A 20,327-nucleotide genomic window follows, 5' to 3' on the forward strand; every position below is an offset into this window, starting at 1 on the left:
GGGGGCGGGGGGGGGGGGGGGCCCCCCCCCCCCCCCGGCGGGGGGGGGGCCCCGGGGGGGGGGGGGGGCCCCCCCCGGCCGGGGGGGGGGGGGGGGGGGGGCCCCCCCCCCCCGGGGGGCCCGGGGGGGGGGGGGCCGCCCCGGGCCCCCCGCGGCACTGGATCGTTCCGCCCCTGCGACAGGCGCAAGCGCGGCGGCGGGCCCCGGAGGGGCCGTGCGGAATCCTGCGGGCCGCCGGGTGTTGAAGCCGGTATGGGTTCCCTGATCGCCTCGGTCCGTTTCTCCGTCCTCGACCGCTCCCGCACCCGCGAGGGCCACACCGGCCCCGAGGCGCTGCGTGACACCGTGCGCCTGGCGCAGGAGGTGGAACGGCTCGGCTACCACCGGTTCTGGGTGTCCGAGCACCACGGGGTGCCCGGGGTCGCGGGTTCGGCGCCGACCGTGCTCGCCGCCGCCGTCGCCGGGGCGACCCGCACGATCCGCGTCGGCACCGGCGGGGTCATGCTGCCCAACCACCGGCCGCTGGTCGTGGCCGAGCAGTTCGGGGTCCTCGAATCCCTGTTCCCGGGGCGTGTCGACATGGGCCTGGGCCGGTCGGTCGGCTTCACCGACGGGGTGCGCAGGGCACTGGGGCGCGACAAGGGCGACGCGGAGGACTTCGCGGCCCAGCTCGACGAGCTGCTCGGCTGGTTCCGGGGCACTTCCCTCACCGGCGTGCGTGCCCGGCCCGCCGAGGGCCTGGCCGTGCCGCCGTTCGTGCTGGCCATGGGTGAGGGCGCGACGATCGCGGCCCGGGCGGGTCTGCCGATGGTCATCGGCGACCTGCGCGACCGCGACCGGATGCGGCGCGGCATCGACCGGTACCGCGACCTGTTCCGTCCCTCGGAGTGGGCGAGCGAGCCGTACGTGATCGTCTCCGGCACGATCGCGGTGGCCGCCACCCCCGAGCGGGCGCGCCGCCTGCTGGTCCCGGAGGCCTGGTCGATGGCGTACTCCCGTACGCACGGCACCTTCCCGCCGCTGCCGCCCGCCGAGCGCGTCGAGGCGCTCACCATGACCGCCAGGGAGCGCGGCTTCTACGAGGAGGAGCTGCGCGGCCGGCTCGCCGGCACCGAGGAGACGGTCGCGCACGAACTGGAGTCGGTGCTCGGGGAGACGGGGGCGCGGGAGGTGCTCGTCACGACCAGTACCCACGACCGGGAGGCGCTGCTGGACTCCTACCGGCGCCTCGCCGCGATCGCGGGCCTGGACGGCGGTACGACGGCGCGCCGGTGACCCCGCACCGGCGCGCCGTACCGTCCGTACGAGGGCGAGGGGGCGGTCCTCCTCACGGGGCCCTCCTCGCAGGGGTCCTCCTCGTGGGTGGCCCTATTCGCGGTCCCTCCGGGGGACGTCACGGCCCGAGACGTCGCGGCCGGGGCGCTCGGCACCGTCGTCCCTCTCGCTGTCGGCCTCGATGCGTTCCTTGCCGACCTGGCCTCGCACGGTCTCGTCCGTGGTCTGCTCCTCCGTGGTCATCCGCACCCGTTCGACCGGTACGGCCTCGGTCTCCACCACGGGGCGCTCCTCGTGCAGGATGACCTCGTGCTCGGCCTCCGTGATGTCCGGCCCGGCCATGGCGTCGTCGCGGTTGGCGTCCGTGATCGGCTCGCGCTCCACGCGGACCTCCTCGTGGCGCACCGGCACGGTCTGCTGCACCTCCTCGGTCACCACGTACTTGCGCAGCCTGGCCCGTCCGGTCGCGTGCCGCTCGACACCGACGCGCATCTGCTCCTCGGAGCGGGTCATGGCGTCGTCACCGCGCGCATCGGTACGGGCCTCGCTCCGGTGGCCGGCGGCACCCGCGGTTCCGGCCGTGCCCGGCTCACCCGTCACGCCCGGCCCGCCCGGTGTCCGGGAAGTGTCCTCGCGGCGGTCGGCCGTACCGGCCGTGCCCGCGGCTCCGGCGGTACCTGCCGTGCCCATGCCGGGAGAACGGTCGCGGTCGCTCTCCCCGGGGTCGGCGAGGACGCCGTCCCAGTCGATGCCGTAGTAGTCGTACAGGCGGTGCTCCTCCTCCACCGACAGATGGCCACCCGCGTCGATGTCGACGCTGGGTGCGTCCTTGACCTTGTCCTTGCGGTAGGGGACCTCGAGGTGGTCCTGCACGAGGGCGGCGTCGCGGATCGGCACGAACGACTCGTTGGAGCCGAACAGACCCGTTTTGACGGTCACCCACTCGGGGCGTCCGCTCGCGTCGTCGAGGAAGACGTGCTTCGCGTCGCCGATCTTGTTGCCGTCCCCGTCGTACACGGGGTGGTCCAGCACGATCGAGATCTCTTCGCGGGTGATCATCTGCATCACCCTCCCTTCGGGTCGCTCCTCCCCCGGTTCTCCTGATGAGTCAGCCGAAAACGGAGCAAAAGAAACAATCATCACTTCATCTCCATCGTGTTCACCGAGGGTGACCGGCTCCGTGCCCGGCGTCGACGACCGGCTCCGCCGCGTGCGCGAGGGCACGGCGGTCGGGGTGCCGTCCCGGTGGGATGGGGGCGCACACCTCGACCTCGGCGATCACCCCGCGGGCGCACGCCACCCGCCACAGGGAGGCGAGCAGTGTGTCGTCGCCGACGAAGGCCGGTGCGGTGGCCGGGTGCCCGTTGCCGTGCCGGTAGCGGATGCGGACCGGCTGCACCGCGGCCCCGGCGTCCAGAGCCGCCTGGAAGACCGCGCGGCGGAAGTGCCCCTGGGCCCGGCCGCACCAGGTGCTGCCCTCCGGAAAGACCGCGACCGCCGCCCCGGCGCGCAGGACACCGGCGACGGCGGCGACCGTGCCGGGCAGGGCACGCAGCCGGTCGCGGTCGATGAACAGCACGCCGCCGCGCGCGGCCAGCGCCCCCGCCACGGGCCAGCGCCGTATCTCGGACTTGGCCAGCGTGCGGGCCGGACGCACCGCCGCGAGCAGCGGCACGTCCAGCCAGGAGATGTGGTTGGCGACCAGCAGGAGGCCGCCCGTGGGGGCGGCGGCCCCGGCGATGCTGACCCGGACCCCGGCGGCCCGCACGATCCACCGGCACCACCGGCGCACCGGGCCCGCCGGAATGCGCCGCCCGAGCGGCAGCAGCGCGATCCCGGCGAGCAGCAGCAGGCCGACCGCCGCCAGTCGCAGCACCGCCAGGAGTGCGGCCGCCGTGGGAGCCGTCGGTTCCACGCAGCTCCGCGGGGTGCACGGAGCGCCGGGCAGCCAGACGCTCATCAGGCCGGGACGAGGGAGAGGAAGTGCCGCAGATAGCGGGGGTTGACCCGGTTCATCGGCAGCAGCACATAGAGGTCGGCGACGCCGAAGTCCGCGTCGTGCGCGGGCTGTCCGCAGACCCAGGCGCCGAGCCGGAGATAGCCGCGCAACAGGGCGGGCAGTTCGGCGGGGGCGGCGGGCGCCGACGTCTTCGGCTGCCAGGGCAGCAGCGGGCGCACCCGGTACTCCCCGGGCGCGAGGTGCTTGTCCCGCACCCGGTCCCAGGTGGCGGAGGCGAGCGCGCCCCCGTCACCGAGGGGGATGGAGCAGCAGCCGGCCAGCCAGGCGTGGCCCCGGTCGGTCATGTAACGGGCTATGCCGGCCCAGATGAGCCCGATGACCGCGCCGTCGCGGTGGCCGGGGTGCACACAGGAGCGGCCGACCTCGACGAGGGAGGGCCGTATCGGGTCGAGCGCCGAGAGGTCGAACTCGCCCTCCGCGTAGAGCCGGCCGGCGATCCCGGCGCGTTCCGGCGGCAGCAGGCGGTACGTCCCGACGACCTGCCCGCTCACCTCCTCGCGCACCAGCAGGTGGTCGCAGTACGCGTCGAAGGGGTCGACGTCCAGCCCGGGCTGCGGGGTGGACAGCAGGGCTCCCATCTCCCCCGCGAAGACGTCGTACCGCAGCCGCTGGGCGGCGCGCACGTCCTCCTCGTCGCGGGCGAGGGCGACGGTGTAGTGGGTGGGCGCCGAGGGCTGCGGGGGACGGTGGAGCGTGGTGACGCCGGTCATGGCTGACTCCTGGGCACGGGCCGGGTACGGCTGGGAGGGGCGGACCGGGGTCGTGCGGTCCGCCGCTCCTGTTCTTCCGATGCCGGTTGGCGCCCGCGTGACCGGTGCCGGGAGCGTGGATGTGGGGATGTTGAATGCCAGGGGTGGGAGGCGATACGGGGCCGGGAGGAGCACCTCTCCCGGCCCCGTCCGTCCGCACCGGTCGGCGAACGTTCCGTGAGCGGCTAGCGCTTCGCCGCCTTGCGGGTGGCGCGCAACCACTCCTTGTTCATGGCGGTGATGGAGACCAGTGGGATGCCCTTCGGGCAGGCGGTGGCGCACTCGCCGGCGAGGGTGCAGCCGCCGAAGCCCTCCTCGTCCATCTGCGCCACCATGTCCAGCACCCGGGTCTCGCGCTCCGGGCCGCCCTGGGGGAGCACGTTGAGGTGGTTGACCTTCGCCGAGGTGAACAGCATCGCCGCGCCGTTGGGGCAGGCCGCGACGCAGGCCCCGCAGCCGATGCACTCGGCGTGCTCGAAGGCGAGGTCGGCGTCCGGCTTGGGCACGGGCGTGGCGTGGGCCTCGGGCGCGGAGCCGGTGGGGGCGGTGATGTAGCCGCCGGCCTGGATGATCCGGTCGAGGGCGGACCGGTCGACGACCAGGTCCTTCACGACCGGGAAGGCCGCCGCGCGCCACGGCTCGACGTCGATGGTGTCGCCGTCCTGGAAGGACCGCATGTGCAGCTGACAGGCGGTGGTGCGCTCGGGGCCGTGCGCGTCGCCGTTGATGACGAGCGAGCAGGCGCCGCAGATGCCCTCGCGGCAGTCGTGGTCGAAGGCGACCGGGTCCTCCCCCTTGAGGATGAGCTCCTCGTTGAGGGTGTCGAGCATCTCCAGGAAGGACATGTCGGGTGAGATGCCGTCCACCTCGTACGTGGACATGGTGCCGTCGGCGCCGGCGTTCTTCTGCCGCCAGACGCGCAGGGTGAGCTTCATGCGTAGCTCCGCTGGGTGGGGTGGACGTACTCGAAGACCAGGTCTTCCTTGTGCAGGACGGGCGCCTCCCCGGTGCCGGTGAACTCCCAGGCCGCGGCGTAGGAGAACGCGTCGTCCCTGCGGGCGGCCTCGCCGTCCGGGGTCTGGGACTCCTCGCGGAAGTGCCCGCCGCAGGACTCCTCGCGGTGCAGCGCGTCGAGGCACATCAGCTCGGCGAGCTCCAGGTAGTCCACGATGCGGTTGGCCTTCTCCAGCGACTGGTTGAACTCCTCGCCGGTGCCGGGGACCTTGATGCGCCGCCAGAACTCCTCGCGGATCCGCGGGATGCGCTCGAGCGCCTTGCGCAGTCCGGAGTCGGTGCGGGCCATGCCGCAGAACTCCCACATCAGTTCGCCGAGTTCGCGGTGGAAGGAGTCGGGGGTGCGGTCGCCGTCGACGGACAGCAGCAGGTTCAGCCGGTCCTCCGTCTCGGCCAGCGCCTCCTGCACCACCGGGTGGTCGGTGGTGACCGCGTCCTGGTGCGGGTTGCGGGCCAGGTAGTCGTTGACGGTCGCCGGGAGGACGAAGTAGCCGTCGGCCAGGCCCTGCATCAGCGCGGAGGCGCCGAGCCGGTTGGCGCCGTGGTCGGAGAAGTTGGCCTCGCCGACCGCGAACAGACCGGGGATCGTGGTCTGCAGGTCGTAGTCGACCCACAGGCCGCCCATCGTGTAGTGCACGGCGGGGTAGATCCGCATCGGCACCTCGTAGGGATCCTCGTCGGTGATCCGCTGGTACATGTCGAAGAGGTTGCCGTACCTGGCCTCCACCGCCTTGCGGCCCATCCGCCTGATGGCGTCGGCGAAGTCCAGGTAGACGCCCTGGCCGCCGGGGCCCACGCCCCTGCCCTCGTCGCAGACGTTCTTGGCGGCGCGGGAGGCGATGTCGCGCGGGACCAGGTTGCCGAAGGAGGGGTAGATGCGCTCCAGGTAGTAGTCGCGCTCCTCCTCGGGGATCCTGTTCGGCGGCCGGTCGTCGCCCTTGGCCCTGGGCACCCAGATACGGCCGTCGTTGCGCAGCGACTCGCTCATCAGCGTGAGCTTGGACTGGTGGTCGCCGGTGCGCGGGATGCAGGTGGGGTGGATCTGGGTGAAGCAGGGGTTGGCGAAGTACGCGCCGCGCCGGTGCGCCCGCCAGACGGCGGTGGCGTTGGAGTTCATGGCGTTCGTCGACAGGTGGAAGACATTGCCGTAGCCGCCGGTGGCCAGGACGACGGCGTCCGCGAAGTGGGTGTCGATCCTCCCGGTGATCAGGTCCCGGGCGACGATGCCGCGGGCCCGGCCGTCGACGACGATCAGGTCGAGCATCTCGGTGCGCGGGTGCATCTCGACGGCGCCGGCCGCGATCTGCCGGGACAGCGCCTGGTACGCGCCGAGGAGGAGCTGCTGGCCCGTCTGGCCGCGGGCGTAGAAGGTGCGGGAGACCTGCACGCCGCCGAAGGAGCGGGTGTCGAGCAGTCCGCCGTACTCGCGGGCGAAGGGCACGCCCTGGGCCACGCACTGGTCGATGATCTCCACCGAGATCTGCGCGAGGCGGTGGACGTTGGACTCGCGGGCCCGGAAGTCGCCGCCCTTGACGGTGTCGTAGAACAGGCGGTGGACGGAGTCGCCGTCGTTGCGGTAGTTCTTCGCCGCGTTGATGCCTCCCTGCGCGGCGATGGAGTGGGCGCGGCGCGGGGAGTCCTGGTAGCAGAACTGGACGACCCGGTAGCCCTGTTCGGCGAGGGTGGCGCCGGCCGAGCCGCCCGCGAGGCCGGTGCCGACGACGATGACCGTGTGCTTGCGCCGGTTGGCGGGGTTGACCAGCCCGGCCTCGAAGCGGCGCTTGTCCCAGCGCTCGTGGACCGGGCCGGCGGGGGCCTTGGTGTCGACGGCCGGCTCACCGGTCGTGTACGCGGTGTAGGAAGTCATGGTCAGCTCACCACTCCGGTCATGACGCCCACGGGGACGGCGAGGAAACCGGCCGTGAGCAGCAGCGCGAGGACATTGGCGACGGTCTTCAGGGCACGGTCGCGGGTGCGGCTGCCGACGCCGAGGGTCTGGGCGGCGCTCCAGAAGCCGTGCCGGATGTGCAGGCCGACGGCGAGCATCGCGACGACGTAGACGGCGTTGCCGTACCAGGTGGAGAAGGTGTCCACCACGTTCTGGTAGGGCTTGCCCGTCTCGAAGCCGCCGGAGTGCACGGTGCCGGTGGTCAGGTCGAGCAGGTGCCAGACGATGAACAGGGCGAGGATGACGCCGCCCCAGCGCATGGTGCGCGTGGCGTAGCTCGCCCGCGGTTTCTTGTGCACGTACTTGCCGGGCCTCGCCCTGATGCCGCGGCGGCTGAGCTGGTAGGCGGAGACGGCGTGGGCGGCCACGGCGACGACGAGGACCACGCGGACGAGCCACAGCGTCCACTCGTAGTGCATGAACGGCTCGCCGACGGTGCGCAGCCAGTGGGCGTAGTGGTTGAACTCGCCGGCCCCGAAGAAGATTTTCAGGTTGCCGATCATGTGAGCGACCAGGTACAGCAGCATGATCAGGCCGCTGACCGCCATCACCGTCTTCTTGCCGACGGTCGAGTCCCACACGGTGCGTGCCATGGACGGCCGTCGGCCCGTCCGCGTTGCCAGAGCCATGCGCGTAACGCTAGGACCGGAAGGGCCCATCGGTCCAAGACATGGTACGGCTGGATTGAATAGGGAGGGCCTATGATGGCACGGTGCAGTTCCAGCAGCTCCAGTACTTCGTGGCCGTGGCGGAGACCCGGCACTTCACCCGGGCCGCCGAGACGGTCCATGTCGCGCAGCCGTCGCTGTCGCAGCAGATCAAGGCGCTGGAGCGGGAGCTGGGGGCGGATCTGTTCCGGCGGGCGCGCGGGAACATCACGCTGACCGACGCGGGCGAGGCGCTGCTGCCGCTGGCCCGGCGGATCCTGGCGGACGCGGACACCGCCCGGCACGAGGTGCAGGAGGTGGCGCAGCTGCGCGGCGGCCGGGTGCGGCTGGGCGCGACCCCGAGTCTGTGCACCGGCCTGCTGCCGGATGTGCTGCGCGCCTTCCACGACCGCTACCCGGGCGTCCGCCTGCTGGTCGAGGAGGGCGGCTCGCGCGACCTGGTGCGGGAGCTGGCCCGCGGCGCGCTGGACCTCGCCCTGGTGGTCCTGCCGCTGCCGACGCCCTCCCCCGCGCTGACCACGGTGGAGCTGCTGCGCGAGGACCTGGTGGTGGTGTCCTCACCGGACGCCCCCGGACCGGGGCGGGGCCGGCGCACCGTGCGCGTCGCCGACCTGGAGGGCGAGCGCCTGGTGATGTTCCGGCACGGCTACGACCTGCGCGAGCTGACCGTGGCGGCGTGCCGCGCGGAGGGCTTCGAGCCGGAGTTCGCGGTGGAGGGCGGCGAGATGGACGCGGTGCTGGGTTTCGTGCGGGCGGGCCTGGGCGTCGCCGTCGTCCCCCGCATGGTGGCCGCGCGCTCCGCCCACGGGCTGCGGGTCACCCCTCTGGCCCGTCCCGGCCTGCACCGCGCCATCGCCCTGGCCCACCGCAGCGATGTGGCTCCGCCGCGGGCGGCCCGGGAGTTGCAGCGGATGCTGCTGGAGCGGTGAGCCCGGGAAGCGCCCCGGTTCCTCGCCCCGCCGCCCCTTCCCGTCCCGTCCCCGGGACTCTGCCCCCGTGGCGCCCGCGCGGTGGAGCCGCGTGCCGACACCGCCCCGCGCCCTCAGGGGAGTGGAGTGGCCTGGTGGTAGTACATGCGCCAGCCGGTCCGCTCGTCGTGTCGGCGCCACAGGGAGCTGCGCCGGGCACGACGGCCGTCGAAGACGGTCTCGTACGTGAGGTGGACCACACCGGGCGCGAGGAGGACGCCGGTGATCCCGGACGGCTCGTGGAGCGGTCCGTCCACCGAGCCGCCCGGGTGACCGGGCAGCTCGGCGATCATCTCCGCGTACGTGTAGCGCCGGCCGGACACGCCGACCTCGGTGAACTCGGGGTCGAGCAGGCGCACGGCCTCGGCACGGGAGGACCGCACGGCCGGGTCCATGAGGCGCAGCTCGCCCTCGATCGCCGCGCGCACCGCGTCCGCTTCCCGGGGCGTCGTTCCCCCGTGATCGCCCGGGCGGCCCGTGCGCTCCCGCGCCGCCCGGCTCACGTCGCGTCCACCAGGGCCAGCTCGTGCAGGCGCTCCGGCGGGCCCGGGCGGGCGTAGTACCAGCCCTGGGCCGTGTCGCAGCCGAGGACCCGGAGTTGTTCGGCCTGGGCTCCCGTCTCCACGCCCTCCACCGTGACCGCCAGGTCCAGGCTGTGGGCCAGGGAGACGATCCCCTCGACGATCTTCAGGTCGACGGGGTCCGCCGGGAACTGCTGCATGCTCTGGGTGAAGGAACGGTCCAGCTTCAGGATGCTCACCGGCAGCCGGCGCAGGTTGGCGAGGTTGGAGTAGCCGGTGCCGAAGTCGTCCAGGGCGATGTCGACGCCCATCTCCGCCAGCCGGCGCAACGGCTTCAGCAGGTCGTCGTCCGCACCGATCAGCGCCGACTCGGTCACCTCCAGGCACAGCGACTCCGGCCCCACGCCCGTGCGCTCCAGGATCTCGACGGTGTCCTGGACCAGCCCGGGGTGGGTGAGCTGGCAGGGCGACAGGTTCACGTTGATGCGCAGCGGTCCGAGCGCCTCCGCTCCCCCGTGCCGGTCCCGCCATTCACGGGCCTGGCGCACCGACTGCTCCAGGACCCAGCGGCCCAGCGGAACGATCAGCCCGGTGTGCTCGGCGAGCGGGATGAACCGGTCCGGCGACAGCACCCCGTGCTGCGGGTGCAGCCAGCGCACCAGCGCCTCGGCGCCGCGGACACTGCCGTCGCCGAGATGGACCAGCGGCTGGTACTCGATGAAGAACTCGCCCCGGTCCAGGGCCGTCGGCAGCGCCGTGGTGAGCCCGTGCCGGGTGATGGCGCGGGCGTCCGCCTCCGGGTCGGCGAGCTCGAACCGGTTGCCGCCCGCCGACTTGGCCCGGTACATGGTGATGTCGGCGCTGCGCAGCACCTCCGCCGCGCTGCGTTCCCCGGCCGGCCCCTCGACGATGCCGATGCTGCCGCGCACGGTCAGCTCCCGGCCGTCCACGCTGATCGGGGCGAGCAGCGCGTTCATGATGCGGCCGGCGAGCTCGTCGACCGTGCGCTCGGTGTCGGGACCGGTGGTCAGCGCCACGAACTCGTCGCCGCCGAGCCGGGCCACCATCTCGCCGGGCGCGGTGGCGCAGGCCTGGAGCCGGTCGGCGACCTCGACGAGCAGCCGGTCGCCGGCCGCGTGGCCGAGGCTGTCGTTGACCGTCTTGAAACCGTCCAGATCGAGGTAGCACAGCCCGAACCGCCGGCCCTCACCGGCGCCGAGCGCCTTCTCCAGGCGCTCGAAGAAGAACGTGCGGTTGGGCAGCCCGGTGAGCGCGTCGTGGGTGGCCTCGTAGCGCAGCCGGAGGTTGAGCAGCCGGCGCTCGGTGGTGTCCTCCATGAGGGCCAGCTGGTACTGCGGGTCGCCGTCGGCGTCGCGCAGCAGGGACACCGTCAGGTTGGTCCACAGGACCGTTCCGTCCGGGCGGTAGAACGCCTTTTCCAGGTGGTAGTGCTCGCGCTCCCCGCTCACCAGCTCCTCGTAGAGCCGCCAGGTCTGCGGGGCGTCGTCGGGGTGCACCCACTCCGTGACGCTGCGGCCGCGCAGGGCCTGTTCGGACAGGCCGAACATACGTCTGAGTGCGCCGTTGACCTGCAGGACGTTGCCCTCCAGGTCGGCGATGCCGATGCCTATGGCCGCGCCCTCGAAGACCGCGCGGAACCGGGCCTCGGTGGCGTGCAGCGCCTGCGCCACCACGCCCTGCGCCTCCAGGGCGGCCTGCGCGATGGCCTCCTGCTCGGCCAGGGTCCGCTCGCGCAGCGCCTGCGCGAACCCGGCGGCCATGGCGTGCTGGAGCCGGGCGCTGCGCGCCCGCAGGTCCTCGCGGTCGCCGTCGTCGCCGCAGTACAGGACGAGATAGGCGTCGACGCAGTCCAGGGTCCGGCTGAGCGCCTCCGGGTCGGTGCAGTGCGCGTCCACCAGCGCGGCGCCGACCGCCTTGCCCTCGTCCGCGTCGAACCCCCTGGCCCGCAGCGCCTCGCTCAGCCGCCGGGCCAGCGGCAGCAGCAGCGCCTCGAACTCCGGCCTGGTCGACGACGTCGAGGTCACCGGGTAGACGGCCCGGCTCCAGATCGTCGCGAACCGGCGCAGTCTGTCCTCCGGCCCGTCCGGCTCCACGCTCACGCCGTACGCCCCACGCCCGCGTAACCGGAGAAGGCATAGGGATCCTCGTCCTCCGGTGCGGTGTCGGGCCGCCACTGCGGCATCGGCACCAGTCCGGGTTCCACCATGTCGTACCCCTCGAAGAACCGCGCGATCTCCTCGCGCGTGCGCATGATCAGCGGGTTGCGGACGTCCTGGTACACGTCCACCGCCCCTTCTGCCCGCTCCGGCGGCAGCGGGATCCGCTCGTACGAGGCATGGGTGAGCACCAGCATGCTGCCGGGCGCGAGGGCCTCGCGCAGTTCGGCCACCACCGCGTACGGGTCGTCCGCGTCTTCCACGAAGTGCAGTATGGCAACGAGGAGGAGCGCCACTGGCCGATTCGGGTCGATCAGTTCCCGCACCTGCGGGCTGTCGAGGATCTCCCGCGGCTTGCGGAGGTCCGCGGCGACGACGTCCGCGCCGTCGTTGCCCTTGAGAACCGCCTGGCTGTGCGCCACCGCCACCGGGTCGTGGTCCACGTACATCACGCGTGCGTCGGGAGCGGCCGCCTGCGCCACCTCGTGGACGTTGCCGAACGTCGGAATGCCGGAGCCGATGTCCAGGAACTGCGTGACGCCCTCGCCGACCGCGAAACGTACCGCCCGGCGCATGAAGGCACGATTCGCCTGCATGATCTTGGGCAGTCCCGGCATGAACTCCATGGCCCTGCGGGCCGCTTCCCGGTCGACCTCGAAGTTGTGCGAACCGCCCAGGTAGTAGTCGTACATCCGGGAGACGCTGGGCACCGTGATGTCGATGCTCCGTGGGGCCCAGGCGGGACGCTCCATGTATCTCTCCAAGGCGTAGGCGATCCGATGTTCGAGCAGAGGCTACTGATCGCCCGCCAATGCAGCGACCCCAAACGGAAATTGACCGTCCGTTCCCGGTCACTGCCAGTGACACGTGCCCGGCCGGTCCCTTCGCGCCGCGTCACAAGAAGTGTTCATGACACTCCGGAGAGTCCCGGCACGCACGGGGGAACGCGGAGAACAATGCCGACAATTCCCTGCATTCCGGTGGATGGCGGAACAGCGGTCCGCCCCTCCGCCGGCTGCGGAGGGGCGGACACGGACCGGCGCGTCCGGAGGGGACGACACCCTGGGGGAGGTTGTTACTTCTCCGGTGCGCCGACCGGTTTTCCGTCGGGCCGCACGGCGTACCAGGTACCGCCGACGCCCTGACCGTTGGTGTCGCCGGCGGCCTTGTCACCGGCGAACGTGTAGATGGGCCAGCAGTCGACCGTCTGCTGGTCGGCGCCGTCCGGCCGGGTGAAGGTCATGTACCCCTTCTCCTGGATGCCCTGGGTGTCGGCGAAGTCGACCGGCGCCACCACCGGCCACTTCTCCAGGCAGGCGCCGATGCACGCGGAGACGGGTTTCGGCCACGCCTCGTCCTTCATGAACCGGTAGACGGTCATGCCGTTCCCGTCGACGACGATCTCGCCGAGTTCCGGGTCCTGGCGGGTGGACAGTCCGGGCTGGTCGGCCGCCTGCGCCTTCTTGCCCTCGGGGGTCAGCGCGAACCACTTGCCGCCCACTCCCTGGCCCTTGGCGTCACCGGCGTTGACGTCCTTGACGTAGCGGTAGGCCGGCCAGCCACCGACGGTGAGCTGCTTGGTGCCGTCGGCCCGGGTGACCTCCCCGAGCAGCGACGCGTCGATCCCCTCGCCGGCCGTGGCGTCGTCGGCGGGCACCGGCGGCCAGGTCTCGGCGCAGTCGCCGTCGCAGCCGGACCGGGGCGGCTCGGCCGTGTCCTGGTCGAAGCGGTACAGGGTCAGGCCCAGGCTGTCGGTCACCACCTTGCCCAGTTCGGCGTTGGTGGAGACGGCCAGCTCACCCGCCGTGTCGGAGGGGTCGGCGGAGGCCTGCGCGCCACCGCCCGCGGTCTCGGCGCCACTGCCGATGGCGCCGTAGTCCCCGGCCGCGGCCGTGGCACCCACGTTCTGGCTGGAGGCGGGCGGCGCGGTCTCCTGACCGCACGCCGTGGTCAGGGCCAGCACCGCCGCGGCGCTCGCCACCAGCGAGGCGGTCCGCCAGGAGGTCTTCATCGTCAACTCCAGATCATCGCAAGGGTGTTGCAGCGCCCTGCTGTGCCGCCGCTCGACGATGGGTACGCATGGGGGCACGGGTCGTGTTCAACGGGGGCCCGAATTTCTTCGGTTAACTCCTTCGGGTCAATCACCCGGCTCCCGTGCGTGATCCGGCCGCTCCCGACTCATGATCCTCGTCGTGCACGTACTCGTACCGACCCAACCCGTGCCCGCCGCACGCGTGTTGGCCCTCGCCACACTGCTCTGGGCGCTCACCGGCGCACCCGGCGCGGCGCGGGCCGACGCCTGCGCGTACGCCTCGACGGGGCCGGGAGGCACGGAGGCGGTGGCGGTCGCGGGGAGCGTCACCTGGACGGATCCCCCGCCCTGCACACCGCCGCCGCCGTCTCCCACACCCACCCCCACCCTGCCGCCCACCCCGCCGCCGACGCCGACGCCGCCTCCACCGCCGCCTCCGCCTCCACCGCCGCCTCCGCCCGAGCCCACGCCCACCGCATCGCCGCCGCCGAGGCCCACCCCCACCCCGGAGCCGGAGCCGCCGCCCCCGCCCGCGGCCCGTCCGGCGCCGCCCGCGGCCCGCCCGGCCCCGGCGACGCCCCCCGCTCCGGCACCGGCCCCCACCCCCTCGCCACGCCCGCCGTCGCGCCCTTCGCCGTCTCCGACACCACCACCGCCGGCCACGCCCGAGGCGCGTCCGTCCGTGACGCCCGTGCACTACCCGCGCTACCGGGCGGCCCCGGCGCGCCCGCCCTCCGGCGACGCCACCTCGCCGCTCACCTTCGTCCTGTTCGTGGCGATCCCCGCGGTGGTCGCCGTCGTCGCGCTCCGCCCGCGCTGAGAACCGACCCGACCCTGCTGGAGGCACCACTTGCCGGAATGGCTTGTTCTCACCCTCGTGATGGCGGCCGCCTGTGCCGTCGTGGTGGTCATCACCCTCGTACGGCACCGCAGGGCGGCCGACGAGGATCCCAGCGAGACCCCGGACGTCATCGAGTACATGACGATGTGGATCGGCGTGGTGTACGCCATCGTCCTGGGTCTCGCCCTCGCCGGCGTCTGGGAGGGCCGCAGCGCCGCCCAGGAGCACGTGCGGGCGGAGGCGGTGGCCCTGCACGAGATCTCGGAGCGGGTGCGGGTCTATCCCGCCGACGTGCGCGACCGCATCCGTGACGATGTCAACGCCTATGTCGGACACGTGGTCACCACCGAGTGGCGGGCCATGGCCGACGAGGGCCGGGTCACGGACCGCGGCGCCGGCCTGCTCGACCGCGTCCGCCGGGACGTCACCGACTACCGGCCGCGCACGGACTTCGAGGCACAGGCCTATCAGCCCCTCATGGACCAGGTGGCCGCCGCCGACCAGGCGCGCGACGCGCGGGCGGAGTCGACCGGGGAGACCATGCCGGGCGTGGTGTGGTTCGGGCTGATCTCCGGGGCCGTCGTCACCATCGGCATGATCTTCGTGCTGCAGATCCGGCGCACCAGCCGCGAGCTGATCCTGGCCGGGCTGTTCTCCGCGCTGATCGCCTTCCTGCTCTTCCTGATCTGGGACTTCGACGCCCCCTACAGCCGGGGCGTCAGCGCGTCGACGGACCCGTTCCTGCGGCTCTTCCCTGGCATCGGGGGCTGAGCGGCACCCGCCGGGCAGAGCTTCGCCCCGGACTCCGGTGCGGCTCCGGGGCGATGTCCTGTCGAGCACGGGCGAAACGGCGGGGCGAAGGGGACAGCGGCTCAGATCCGCTTCTCGGCGCGGCGGCGCATCCAGAAGACGCCGCTGCCGACGACCGCCGCCGTCACCAGCGCGCCGCCGATGGCCATGTCGGTCGGGGTCGCCCCGCTGGTGCTGCTGCCGCCGACACCGCCGCGGACACCGCCGATGACGGTGAAGGCGGCCGGACGGGTCAGGCTCCTGCCGGAGCAGTGGACCGTGATGTCGTAGGAACCGGGGCGGGCCTCGGCGTCGACGGTCGCGGTGCCCTTGGAGGTGTCGTTGGCACCGCTGATGGGCGTCAGGTCGGTCTTCGGGAAGGCGTTGGAGGTCGCCGTGCCGCCGTGGGGGCAGCCGTCGACCGTGATGGTCAGCTGGCCGCCGCGGGCGATGACACTGGGCAGGGCGACGATGTTGGACGGGTTGGCCATCCGGCCGGAGTCCGCGGCTGCCGTCGGGGCGGCGACCCCGAGGACGGCGACCGCGGCACCGGCGGCGGCCAGGGCACGTGAGTTGCGCATGTGATCCTCCGCGGGAGGCGCCCCGGGTCCCGTCCCCGGTCGATCGGCGAGAAAACGCCTCCCGGAAAGACCCTCAGTTGCCTTGAGCGGGACCGCATTTCGGCGATGGTCCGTCCCGGTGAGGCCACGCCCTCGCGGCACACCGTGGGACGGGACATCACCGCAGGTCACGGACCGTCAGAAAATCTTCGCCGGGCTGCGCCCCGGATGGCGCACCCCGGTCCGCGGGGCCACCCGTTCGCCGCTGCCCCGTCGCCGGTCGCGCGCGCGCCGCATAGCGTTTTCGTCAGGCTCGAGTGACGCGGCGACGGCCGTGTCGAGAGGGGAAGGCGAATGTCTGCTTTCTGGCCGGCCGAAGCCGAGGAGGAGGCGCCGCCGAAGCGGCGCGCCCCGTGGGGCGTGATAGCGCTGGTCCTGCTCACCGGGCTCGCGCTCATCCGCAACGGCTCGGGGGAGTTCGACGTGGGCCCGCCGCAGCCGGCCGGCGCTGCCGCCGCCGACAGCAGGGTGCCCGGCGGCACCGTGACCGGGTCGGCCGAGCCGCTGCCGTACGCGGTGCCGGACCGGGTGAGGATCCCGGCGATCCAGGTGGACGCGCCGGTCATGCCGGTGGGACTGGACGCGGAGGGCTGGGTGGACGCACCGCCGCCCGAGGACCCGAACCTGGCGGGGTGGTTCACCGGTGCCGTCTCGCCGGGCGAGAAGGGCACGGCGGTCGTCGTCGGCCACGTCGACAACGCGCGGGGACCGGCGGTGTTCTACGGGCTCGGGGCGCTGCAGAAGGGACACCGCGTCGAGATCGCGCGCGAGGACGCGAGGACCGCCGTGTTCGAGATCTACGGCGTCGAGGTGTTCGCGAAGAACGATTTCCCCGGGGACCGGGTCTACGCCTCCAAGGGCAGCGCGGAGCTGCGGGTCATCACCTGCGGCGGCGGTTTCTCCCAGCAGAACGGCTACGACGGGAACGTCGTCGTCTTCGCCCGCATGGTCGGGGTCCGCTGAACGGAGGCCGGCCATGCGGGCACCGCTCAGAGGTACTGCCGGCGGGGCACGGTGACGTGGTATCCGGAGTCCAGCAGGCGGGGCAGATAGCGGCGCAGGGCGCGCACGCTCTGCCCCCGTTCGCCCCCGGCGTCGTGCGAGAGGACCACGACGCCGGGGCCGGCGCCGTCCTCCACCCGGCCGGCGATGGTGCCGGTGCCGGGCGTGGTCCAGTCGAGGGTGTCGAGCGTCCAGGCCAGGGGCTCCATGCCCAGTTCGGCGCCGAGCTGGAAGGCGGCGCGGTTCCAGGCCCCGTAGGGCGCGCGGAACCATTCCGGGCGTCCTCCGTAGGCCTTTTCGATGATGTCGCAGGTGCGTTCCATCTCGGAGCGGATCCGGCGGCGGCCGAGACCGGTGAGCAGGGGGTGGGACCAGGTGTGGTTGCCGACCACATGCCCCTCGTCGGCCATCCGGGCCAGCAGGTCCGGGTTCTCGGCCGCCATCTCCCCGCACACGAAGAACATCGCGCGCACCTCGTGGGAGGCCAGGGTGTCCAGGATGTGCGGTGTGTAGCGGGGGTCCGGGCCGTCGTCGAAGGTCAGCACCATGGTGCGGCCGCGCCCGGACACGCGCAGCAGCGGTTCCCGCCGTACCGGGGTCCTGACGGGCGTGCTGCGCGGGGGGCCGTAGCCGGTCAGGGGCCTCAGGCGGTACTCGGTGGGCCTGAGCGGGCGGCGGGCCGCCGGGGCTCCCGCGGCGGGCGCCGGCGGGTCCCCGGCGCCGGGCGCGTACGCCGCGGCCACGCCGGCCGCGCCGAGGGCGGCGCCGGCGAGCAGCGCCCGGCGCCGGTTGGGCAACTGATCCTTCTGCATGACTCATCAGTCGCCCCGCGAAGGGCCGACGCACCTCAGCGACACCGGTGCGGCGGCACGGTTTCACCCGTCCGGCGCAGTCGGGAGTTCCCCGCGTTCCGCGGCGCCCCCTGCGAGGGCCGGGTGAGGGCGGCGGACGGCCTGGGGGCGGACGCGGTGGTGGTGGGTGCCTCCGGGCGGGCGGGCCACTGGCTCGGTGTCAGAGGGAGCCGAGGAAGTCGAGCAGGATCCGGTTGAAGAGCTCCGGCCGTTCCATGTTCGGGTAGTGGCCGGTGCCGTCGACGGTCACGGTCCGGCCGTCGGGAACCGCCCCGGCGAGGCGTTCGGCGGCGGCGTGCAGGCCGGCGGGTTCGAGGGCGCCGTTGACGGTGAGCAGCGGGACACCGATCTCCTGGACCCGGGCCCAGGAGCCGGTCACGGGCACGAGCAGGTTCTTCTCGTCCGGGGTGTGCTTGGAGATCGTGTGGAGCGCCATCTCGCGCAGCCGGCGCGGGATGGCGGGGTCGATGTCGTCGGCGCTCCGGTGCGGGCCGGGTACCACGCGGAGGAAGGCCTCGAGCCAGGCCTCGATGTCACCGGCGGCCAGCGCCCGGTCGGTCTCGGCCCGGACCTCCTGGTGCCAGGGATCGGTGTACCGGAAGTCTCCGGTCGCGGCACCGCAGGTGACCACGGCGCGGACAAGTCCGGGGTGTTCGAGCACCGTGTCGGTCGCGATCACGCCGCCCATCGAGAGGCCGACCAGGACCGCGGGCCCCGCGCCGAGGTGGCGCAGCAGTCCGGCCAGGTCGTCGGCCCAGCGGAACGGCTCGGTGGCGTTGGCCGAGAACCCGTGGCCGCGCGCGTCCGGGGCGATCACCCGGTGGTGCGCGGCGAGGGCGGGAATCTGGGCGTCCCACACCCGGTGGTCGGCGTACCCGGAGTGGAGCAGGACGACGAGGTCGCCGGAGCCGGTGTCGAGGTAGGAGAGATCGCCGTCGGCGGAGGGGAGGAAACGCAGGTCCGAAGCACCAGTCATGACAACCAAGGTGTCATCTCTGGAGGGATCTGGCAACCGAGGTGTCATGATGAGGGGGTGAGCGAGATGGACAGGCCCCTCCCCCCGGACGAACTCGGACGCCGCCTCACCGAGGTGTACGACCTGGTCGGCCCGCTCTACCGGCGCGCCCAGCGCAGCGTGGAGCAGGGTCTGACCGCCGCCGACGGCCTGTCGCTGGGCGTGCGCGCCGTGCTGACCCTGCTGCACCGCGACGGGCCGATGACCGTGCCGCAGATGGGCAGGGCGCAGGCGATCAGCCGGCAGTTCGTGCAGCGGATGGTGAACGAGGCGGCGGCACGGGGGCTGGTGGAGAGCATCCCGAACCCCGCCCACCGGCGTTCCTCGCTCATCCGCCCGACGCGGGAGGGCTCCGCGGCGATCACCGCCGTCCTGGAGCGCGAACACCAGCTGTTGCGCGAGGTCGGCGGCGGCCTCACGGACGCCGATGTGACGACGTGCCTGCGGGTGCTCGGCGAGCTGCTGAGGGCCCTGGACCACATCGACCCGAGCTGACCGGCCCTCACTCCCCCATCACGAGGCCGTCCTGCGCCGCGCCCCTGCTCAGTACGACGTCCCGGATGCGGTCGCGCACGGCCCGCACCTCGGCGCCCCGGGCGAGCGCCCGGTCGAGGTCGACCGCCCGGCCGGCGTCCACGTCGAAGAGCTGCGGGACGAACTCGGCCCTCGTCACCCGCCAGCGCCCACCGGGTCGCGACGGCGGGGCGAAGGTGAAGCGGCCCAGGGTGGACTGGTTGCCGCGCGGATCCTGGACACCCTCGTGGTCGGTCATCGCGCCGGCGATCTGGTCGCCCATGCCGTAGACCACCCAGGTGCCGTTGACCTTCTCGTAGGCCTGCGGGACGTGGGCGTGGGTGCCCAGGACCAGATCGACGTCGGGGCGGCCCCGGGTCGTCGACGCGGTGAGCGAACGGGCCAGGGCGAGCTGCTGCGCGTCGGGGGCCTCCTGCCACTCGGTGCCCCAGTGCAGGGAGACGACGACGACATCGGCTCCGGCCGTGCGGGCGGCCCGCGCGTCGGCGACGATGCGACCCTCGTCGATCAGGTCGACGGCCCAGGGGCGGTCCGGCGGCAGGGGGTGGCCGTTGGTGCCGTAGGTGTGGGCGAGGTGGGCGATCCGCGCCGGGCCGGCGCGCAGCACGGTCGGCGTGCGGGCCTCCTGTTCGGTGCGCGCCGAGCCCGCGTGCCGCACTCCGGAGCGGTCGAGGGCGTCCAGGGTGCGGCGGATGCCCTCGGTGCCGTCGTCCAGGGTGTGGTCGGAGGCGGTGGAGCAGCCGTCGTAGCCGGTGGCGGCGAGGTCACGGGCGATCTCGGGCGGGGACTTGGAGAGCGGATGGCCGGTGTAGTCGCCCTCCGTCCCGGAGACGGTCTCCAGGTGGCACAGTGCCACGTCGGCGCCGGCGACGAGGGGGCGGACCCCGGAGAGCATCGGCCGGAAGTCGTGACCGGCGCCGCCCGCGTCGTAGCGGGCGCGTTCGATGATCGTGTCGTGCGGCAGCACAGCGCCCGAGGCGACCAGGGTGAAGCCGCGGGCCCCCGTGGCGGAGGGGGCCGGCTGCCCCGGCCGCGGTGGCCGGTGGTCCCGCGCCTGGCAGGCGGCGCCCGCGGCGAGGACGACGGTCAGGACCAGGGCCACCTGCCGACTCCGTGTGATCATCACTTCACCCCGCTGTAGTCGTATTTATGGAGGAACAGATAAGAATCTCCGCCCTCCCCGCTGCCGCTCCGACACGCTCTTTAGCCCGTCCGGCGTGCGCGAACGGCCGTCCCGACCGTTCGTCGAACCGTTCGCCGACGCGATCGACCGTCCGCCGCACACTCCTGCGCGCGCCCTGTC

General features: G+C 73.2%; 20 protein-coding genes. 6 read left to right on the plus strand and 14 right to left on the minus strand.

All coding sequences use genetic code 11. The features are described from left to right. The first annotated feature begins 252 nt into the window (after positions 1-252). Positions 253-1,275, plus strand: a complete 1,023-nt coding sequence (locus ACF07S_RS20995) for an LLM class flavin-dependent oxidoreductase (RefSeq protein WP_391974782.1) — start codon at positions 253-255, stop codon at positions 1,273-1,275. Between the two features lie 93 nt (positions 1,276-1,368). Here ACF07S_RS20995 and ACF07S_RS21000 read toward each other — a convergent pair whose 3' ends face one another. The 6 genes from ACF07S_RS21000 to ACF07S_RS21025 form a co-directional block, all read right to left on the minus strand. Continuing rightward, complete coding sequence (locus ACF07S_RS21000) at positions 1,369-2,334, minus strand: PRC and DUF2382 domain-containing protein (protein WP_391974783.1); 966 nt, start codon at positions 2,332-2,334, stop codon at positions 1,369-1,371. A 100-nt stretch (positions 2,335-2,434) separates the two neighbouring features. Then, the gene (locus ACF07S_RS21005; protein ID WP_391974784.1) at positions 2,435-3,235 is read right to left on the minus strand and encodes a lysophospholipid acyltransferase family protein; all 801 of its coding nucleotides are present in this window, start codon (positions 3,233-3,235) and stop codon (positions 2,435-2,437) included. Further along, on the minus strand, positions 3,235-4,005 hold the full coding sequence (locus ACF07S_RS21010; protein WP_391974785.1) for a GNAT family N-acetyltransferase: 771 nt from the start codon (positions 4,003-4,005) through the stop codon (positions 3,235-3,237). Before ACF07S_RS21010 ends, ACF07S_RS21005 begins: the two co-directional genes overlap by 1 nt. 224 nt (positions 4,006-4,229) lie before the next feature. Then, positions 4,230-4,979, minus strand: coding sequence for a succinate dehydrogenase/fumarate reductase iron-sulfur subunit (locus ACF07S_RS21015; protein ID WP_391963270.1), 750 nt, complete (start codon positions 4,977-4,979; stop codon positions 4,230-4,232). After that, positions 4,976-6,925 (minus strand): fumarate reductase/succinate dehydrogenase flavoprotein subunit, encoded by a 1,950-nt coding sequence (locus ACF07S_RS21020; protein ID WP_391974786.1) that lies wholly within the window; start codon positions 6,923-6,925, stop codon positions 4,976-4,978. The genes ACF07S_RS21015 and ACF07S_RS21020 overlap by 4 nt, the downstream gene beginning before the upstream one ends. 2 nt (positions 6,926-6,927) lie before the next feature. Further along, a complete protein-coding gene (locus ACF07S_RS21025; RefSeq protein WP_391963489.1) occupies positions 6,928-7,599 on the minus strand; it encodes a succinate dehydrogenase in 672 nt (223 codons plus the stop codon). A 119-nt stretch (positions 7,600-7,718) separates the two neighbouring features. Here ACF07S_RS21025 and ACF07S_RS21030 point away from each other — a divergent pair, with 119 nt between their 5' ends. Continuing rightward, complete coding sequence (locus ACF07S_RS21030) at positions 7,719-8,603, plus strand: LysR family transcriptional regulator (protein WP_391963272.1); 885 nt, start codon at positions 7,719-7,721, stop codon at positions 8,601-8,603. 113 nt (positions 8,604-8,716) lie between these two features. On the opposite strand, the gene ACF07S_RS21035 is transcribed toward ACF07S_RS21030, so the two are convergent. From ACF07S_RS21035 to ACF07S_RS21050, 4 genes are all read right to left on the minus strand, one after another. Further along, a complete protein-coding gene (locus ACF07S_RS21035; RefSeq protein ID WP_391963490.1) occupies positions 8,717-9,037 on the minus strand; it encodes a DUF4440 domain-containing protein in 321 nt (106 codons plus the stop codon). A 104-nt stretch (positions 9,038-9,141) separates the two neighbouring features. Continuing rightward, on the minus strand, positions 9,142-11,283 hold the full coding sequence (locus ACF07S_RS21040; protein ID WP_391963273.1) for a putative bifunctional diguanylate cyclase/phosphodiesterase: 2,142 nt from the start codon (positions 11,281-11,283) through the stop codon (positions 9,142-9,144). Then, on the minus strand, positions 11,280-12,092 hold the full coding sequence (locus ACF07S_RS21045) for an SAM-dependent methyltransferase (RefSeq protein WP_391963274.1): 813 nt from the start codon (positions 12,090-12,092) through the stop codon (positions 11,280-11,282). The genes ACF07S_RS21040 and ACF07S_RS21045 overlap by 4 nt, the downstream gene beginning before the upstream one ends. Positions 12,093-12,415: 323 nt before the next feature. After that, positions 12,416-13,351: an SCO0930 family lipoprotein gene (locus ACF07S_RS21050; protein ID WP_391963491.1), complete on the minus strand. Its 936-nt coding sequence runs from the start codon at positions 13,349-13,351 to the stop codon at positions 12,416-12,418. Positions 13,352-14,054: 703 nt separating this feature from the next. On the opposite strand from ACF07S_RS21050, the gene ACF07S_RS21055 reads away from it, so the two are divergent. Further along, positions 14,055-14,192, plus strand: coding sequence for a hypothetical protein (locus ACF07S_RS21055; protein ID WP_391963275.1), 138 nt, complete (start codon positions 14,055-14,057; stop codon positions 14,190-14,192). A gap of 30 nt (positions 14,193-14,222) precedes the next feature. Beyond that, the gene (locus ACF07S_RS21060; RefSeq protein ID WP_391974787.1) at positions 14,223-14,984 is read left to right on the plus strand and encodes a hypothetical protein; all 762 of its coding nucleotides are present in this window, start codon (positions 14,223-14,225) and stop codon (positions 14,982-14,984) included. 101 nt (positions 14,985-15,085) lie between these two features. Here ACF07S_RS21060 and ACF07S_RS21065 read toward each other — a convergent pair whose 3' ends face one another. Then, the gene (locus ACF07S_RS21065; RefSeq protein ID WP_391963277.1) at positions 15,086-15,583 is read right to left on the minus strand and encodes a hypothetical protein; all 498 of its coding nucleotides are present in this window, start codon (positions 15,581-15,583) and stop codon (positions 15,086-15,088) included. Between the two features lie 333 nt (positions 15,584-15,916). Between ACF07S_RS21065 and ACF07S_RS21070 the strand changes: the two genes are divergently transcribed. Continuing rightward, the gene (locus ACF07S_RS21070) at positions 15,917-16,585 is read left to right on the plus strand and encodes a class F sortase (RefSeq protein WP_391963278.1); all 669 of its coding nucleotides are present in this window, start codon (positions 15,917-15,919) and stop codon (positions 16,583-16,585) included. A gap of 26 nt (positions 16,586-16,611) precedes the next feature. Here the strand turns inward: ACF07S_RS21070 and ACF07S_RS21075 are convergent, their stop codons facing one another. After that, the gene (locus ACF07S_RS21075; protein ID WP_391963279.1) at positions 16,612-17,436 is read right to left on the minus strand and encodes a polysaccharide deacetylase family protein; all 825 of its coding nucleotides are present in this window, start codon (positions 17,434-17,436) and stop codon (positions 16,612-16,614) included. A 199-nt stretch (positions 17,437-17,635) separates the two neighbouring features. Beyond that, positions 17,636-18,451, minus strand: coding sequence for an alpha/beta fold hydrolase (locus ACF07S_RS21080; protein ID WP_391963280.1), 816 nt, complete (start codon positions 18,449-18,451; stop codon positions 17,636-17,638). A 66-nt stretch (positions 18,452-18,517) separates the two neighbouring features. On the opposite strand from ACF07S_RS21080, the gene ACF07S_RS21085 reads away from it, so the two are divergent. Further along, positions 18,518-18,985: a MarR family winged helix-turn-helix transcriptional regulator gene (locus ACF07S_RS21085; protein WP_391974788.1), complete on the plus strand. Its 468-nt coding sequence runs from the start codon at positions 18,518-18,520 to the stop codon at positions 18,983-18,985. Positions 18,986-18,992: 7 nt separating this feature from the next. Here ACF07S_RS21085 and ACF07S_RS21090 read toward each other — a convergent pair whose 3' ends face one another. Next, positions 18,993-20,147: a CapA family protein gene (locus ACF07S_RS21090; protein ID WP_391974789.1), complete on the minus strand. Its 1,155-nt coding sequence runs from the start codon at positions 20,145-20,147 to the stop codon at positions 18,993-18,995. Positions 20,148-20,327: the final 180 nt, after the last annotated feature.

It is taken from the genome of Streptomyces sp. NPDC016640 (assembly GCF_043076215.1).
Taxonomy (GTDB): domain Bacteria; phylum Actinomycetota; class Actinomycetes; order Streptomycetales; family Streptomycetaceae; genus Streptomyces.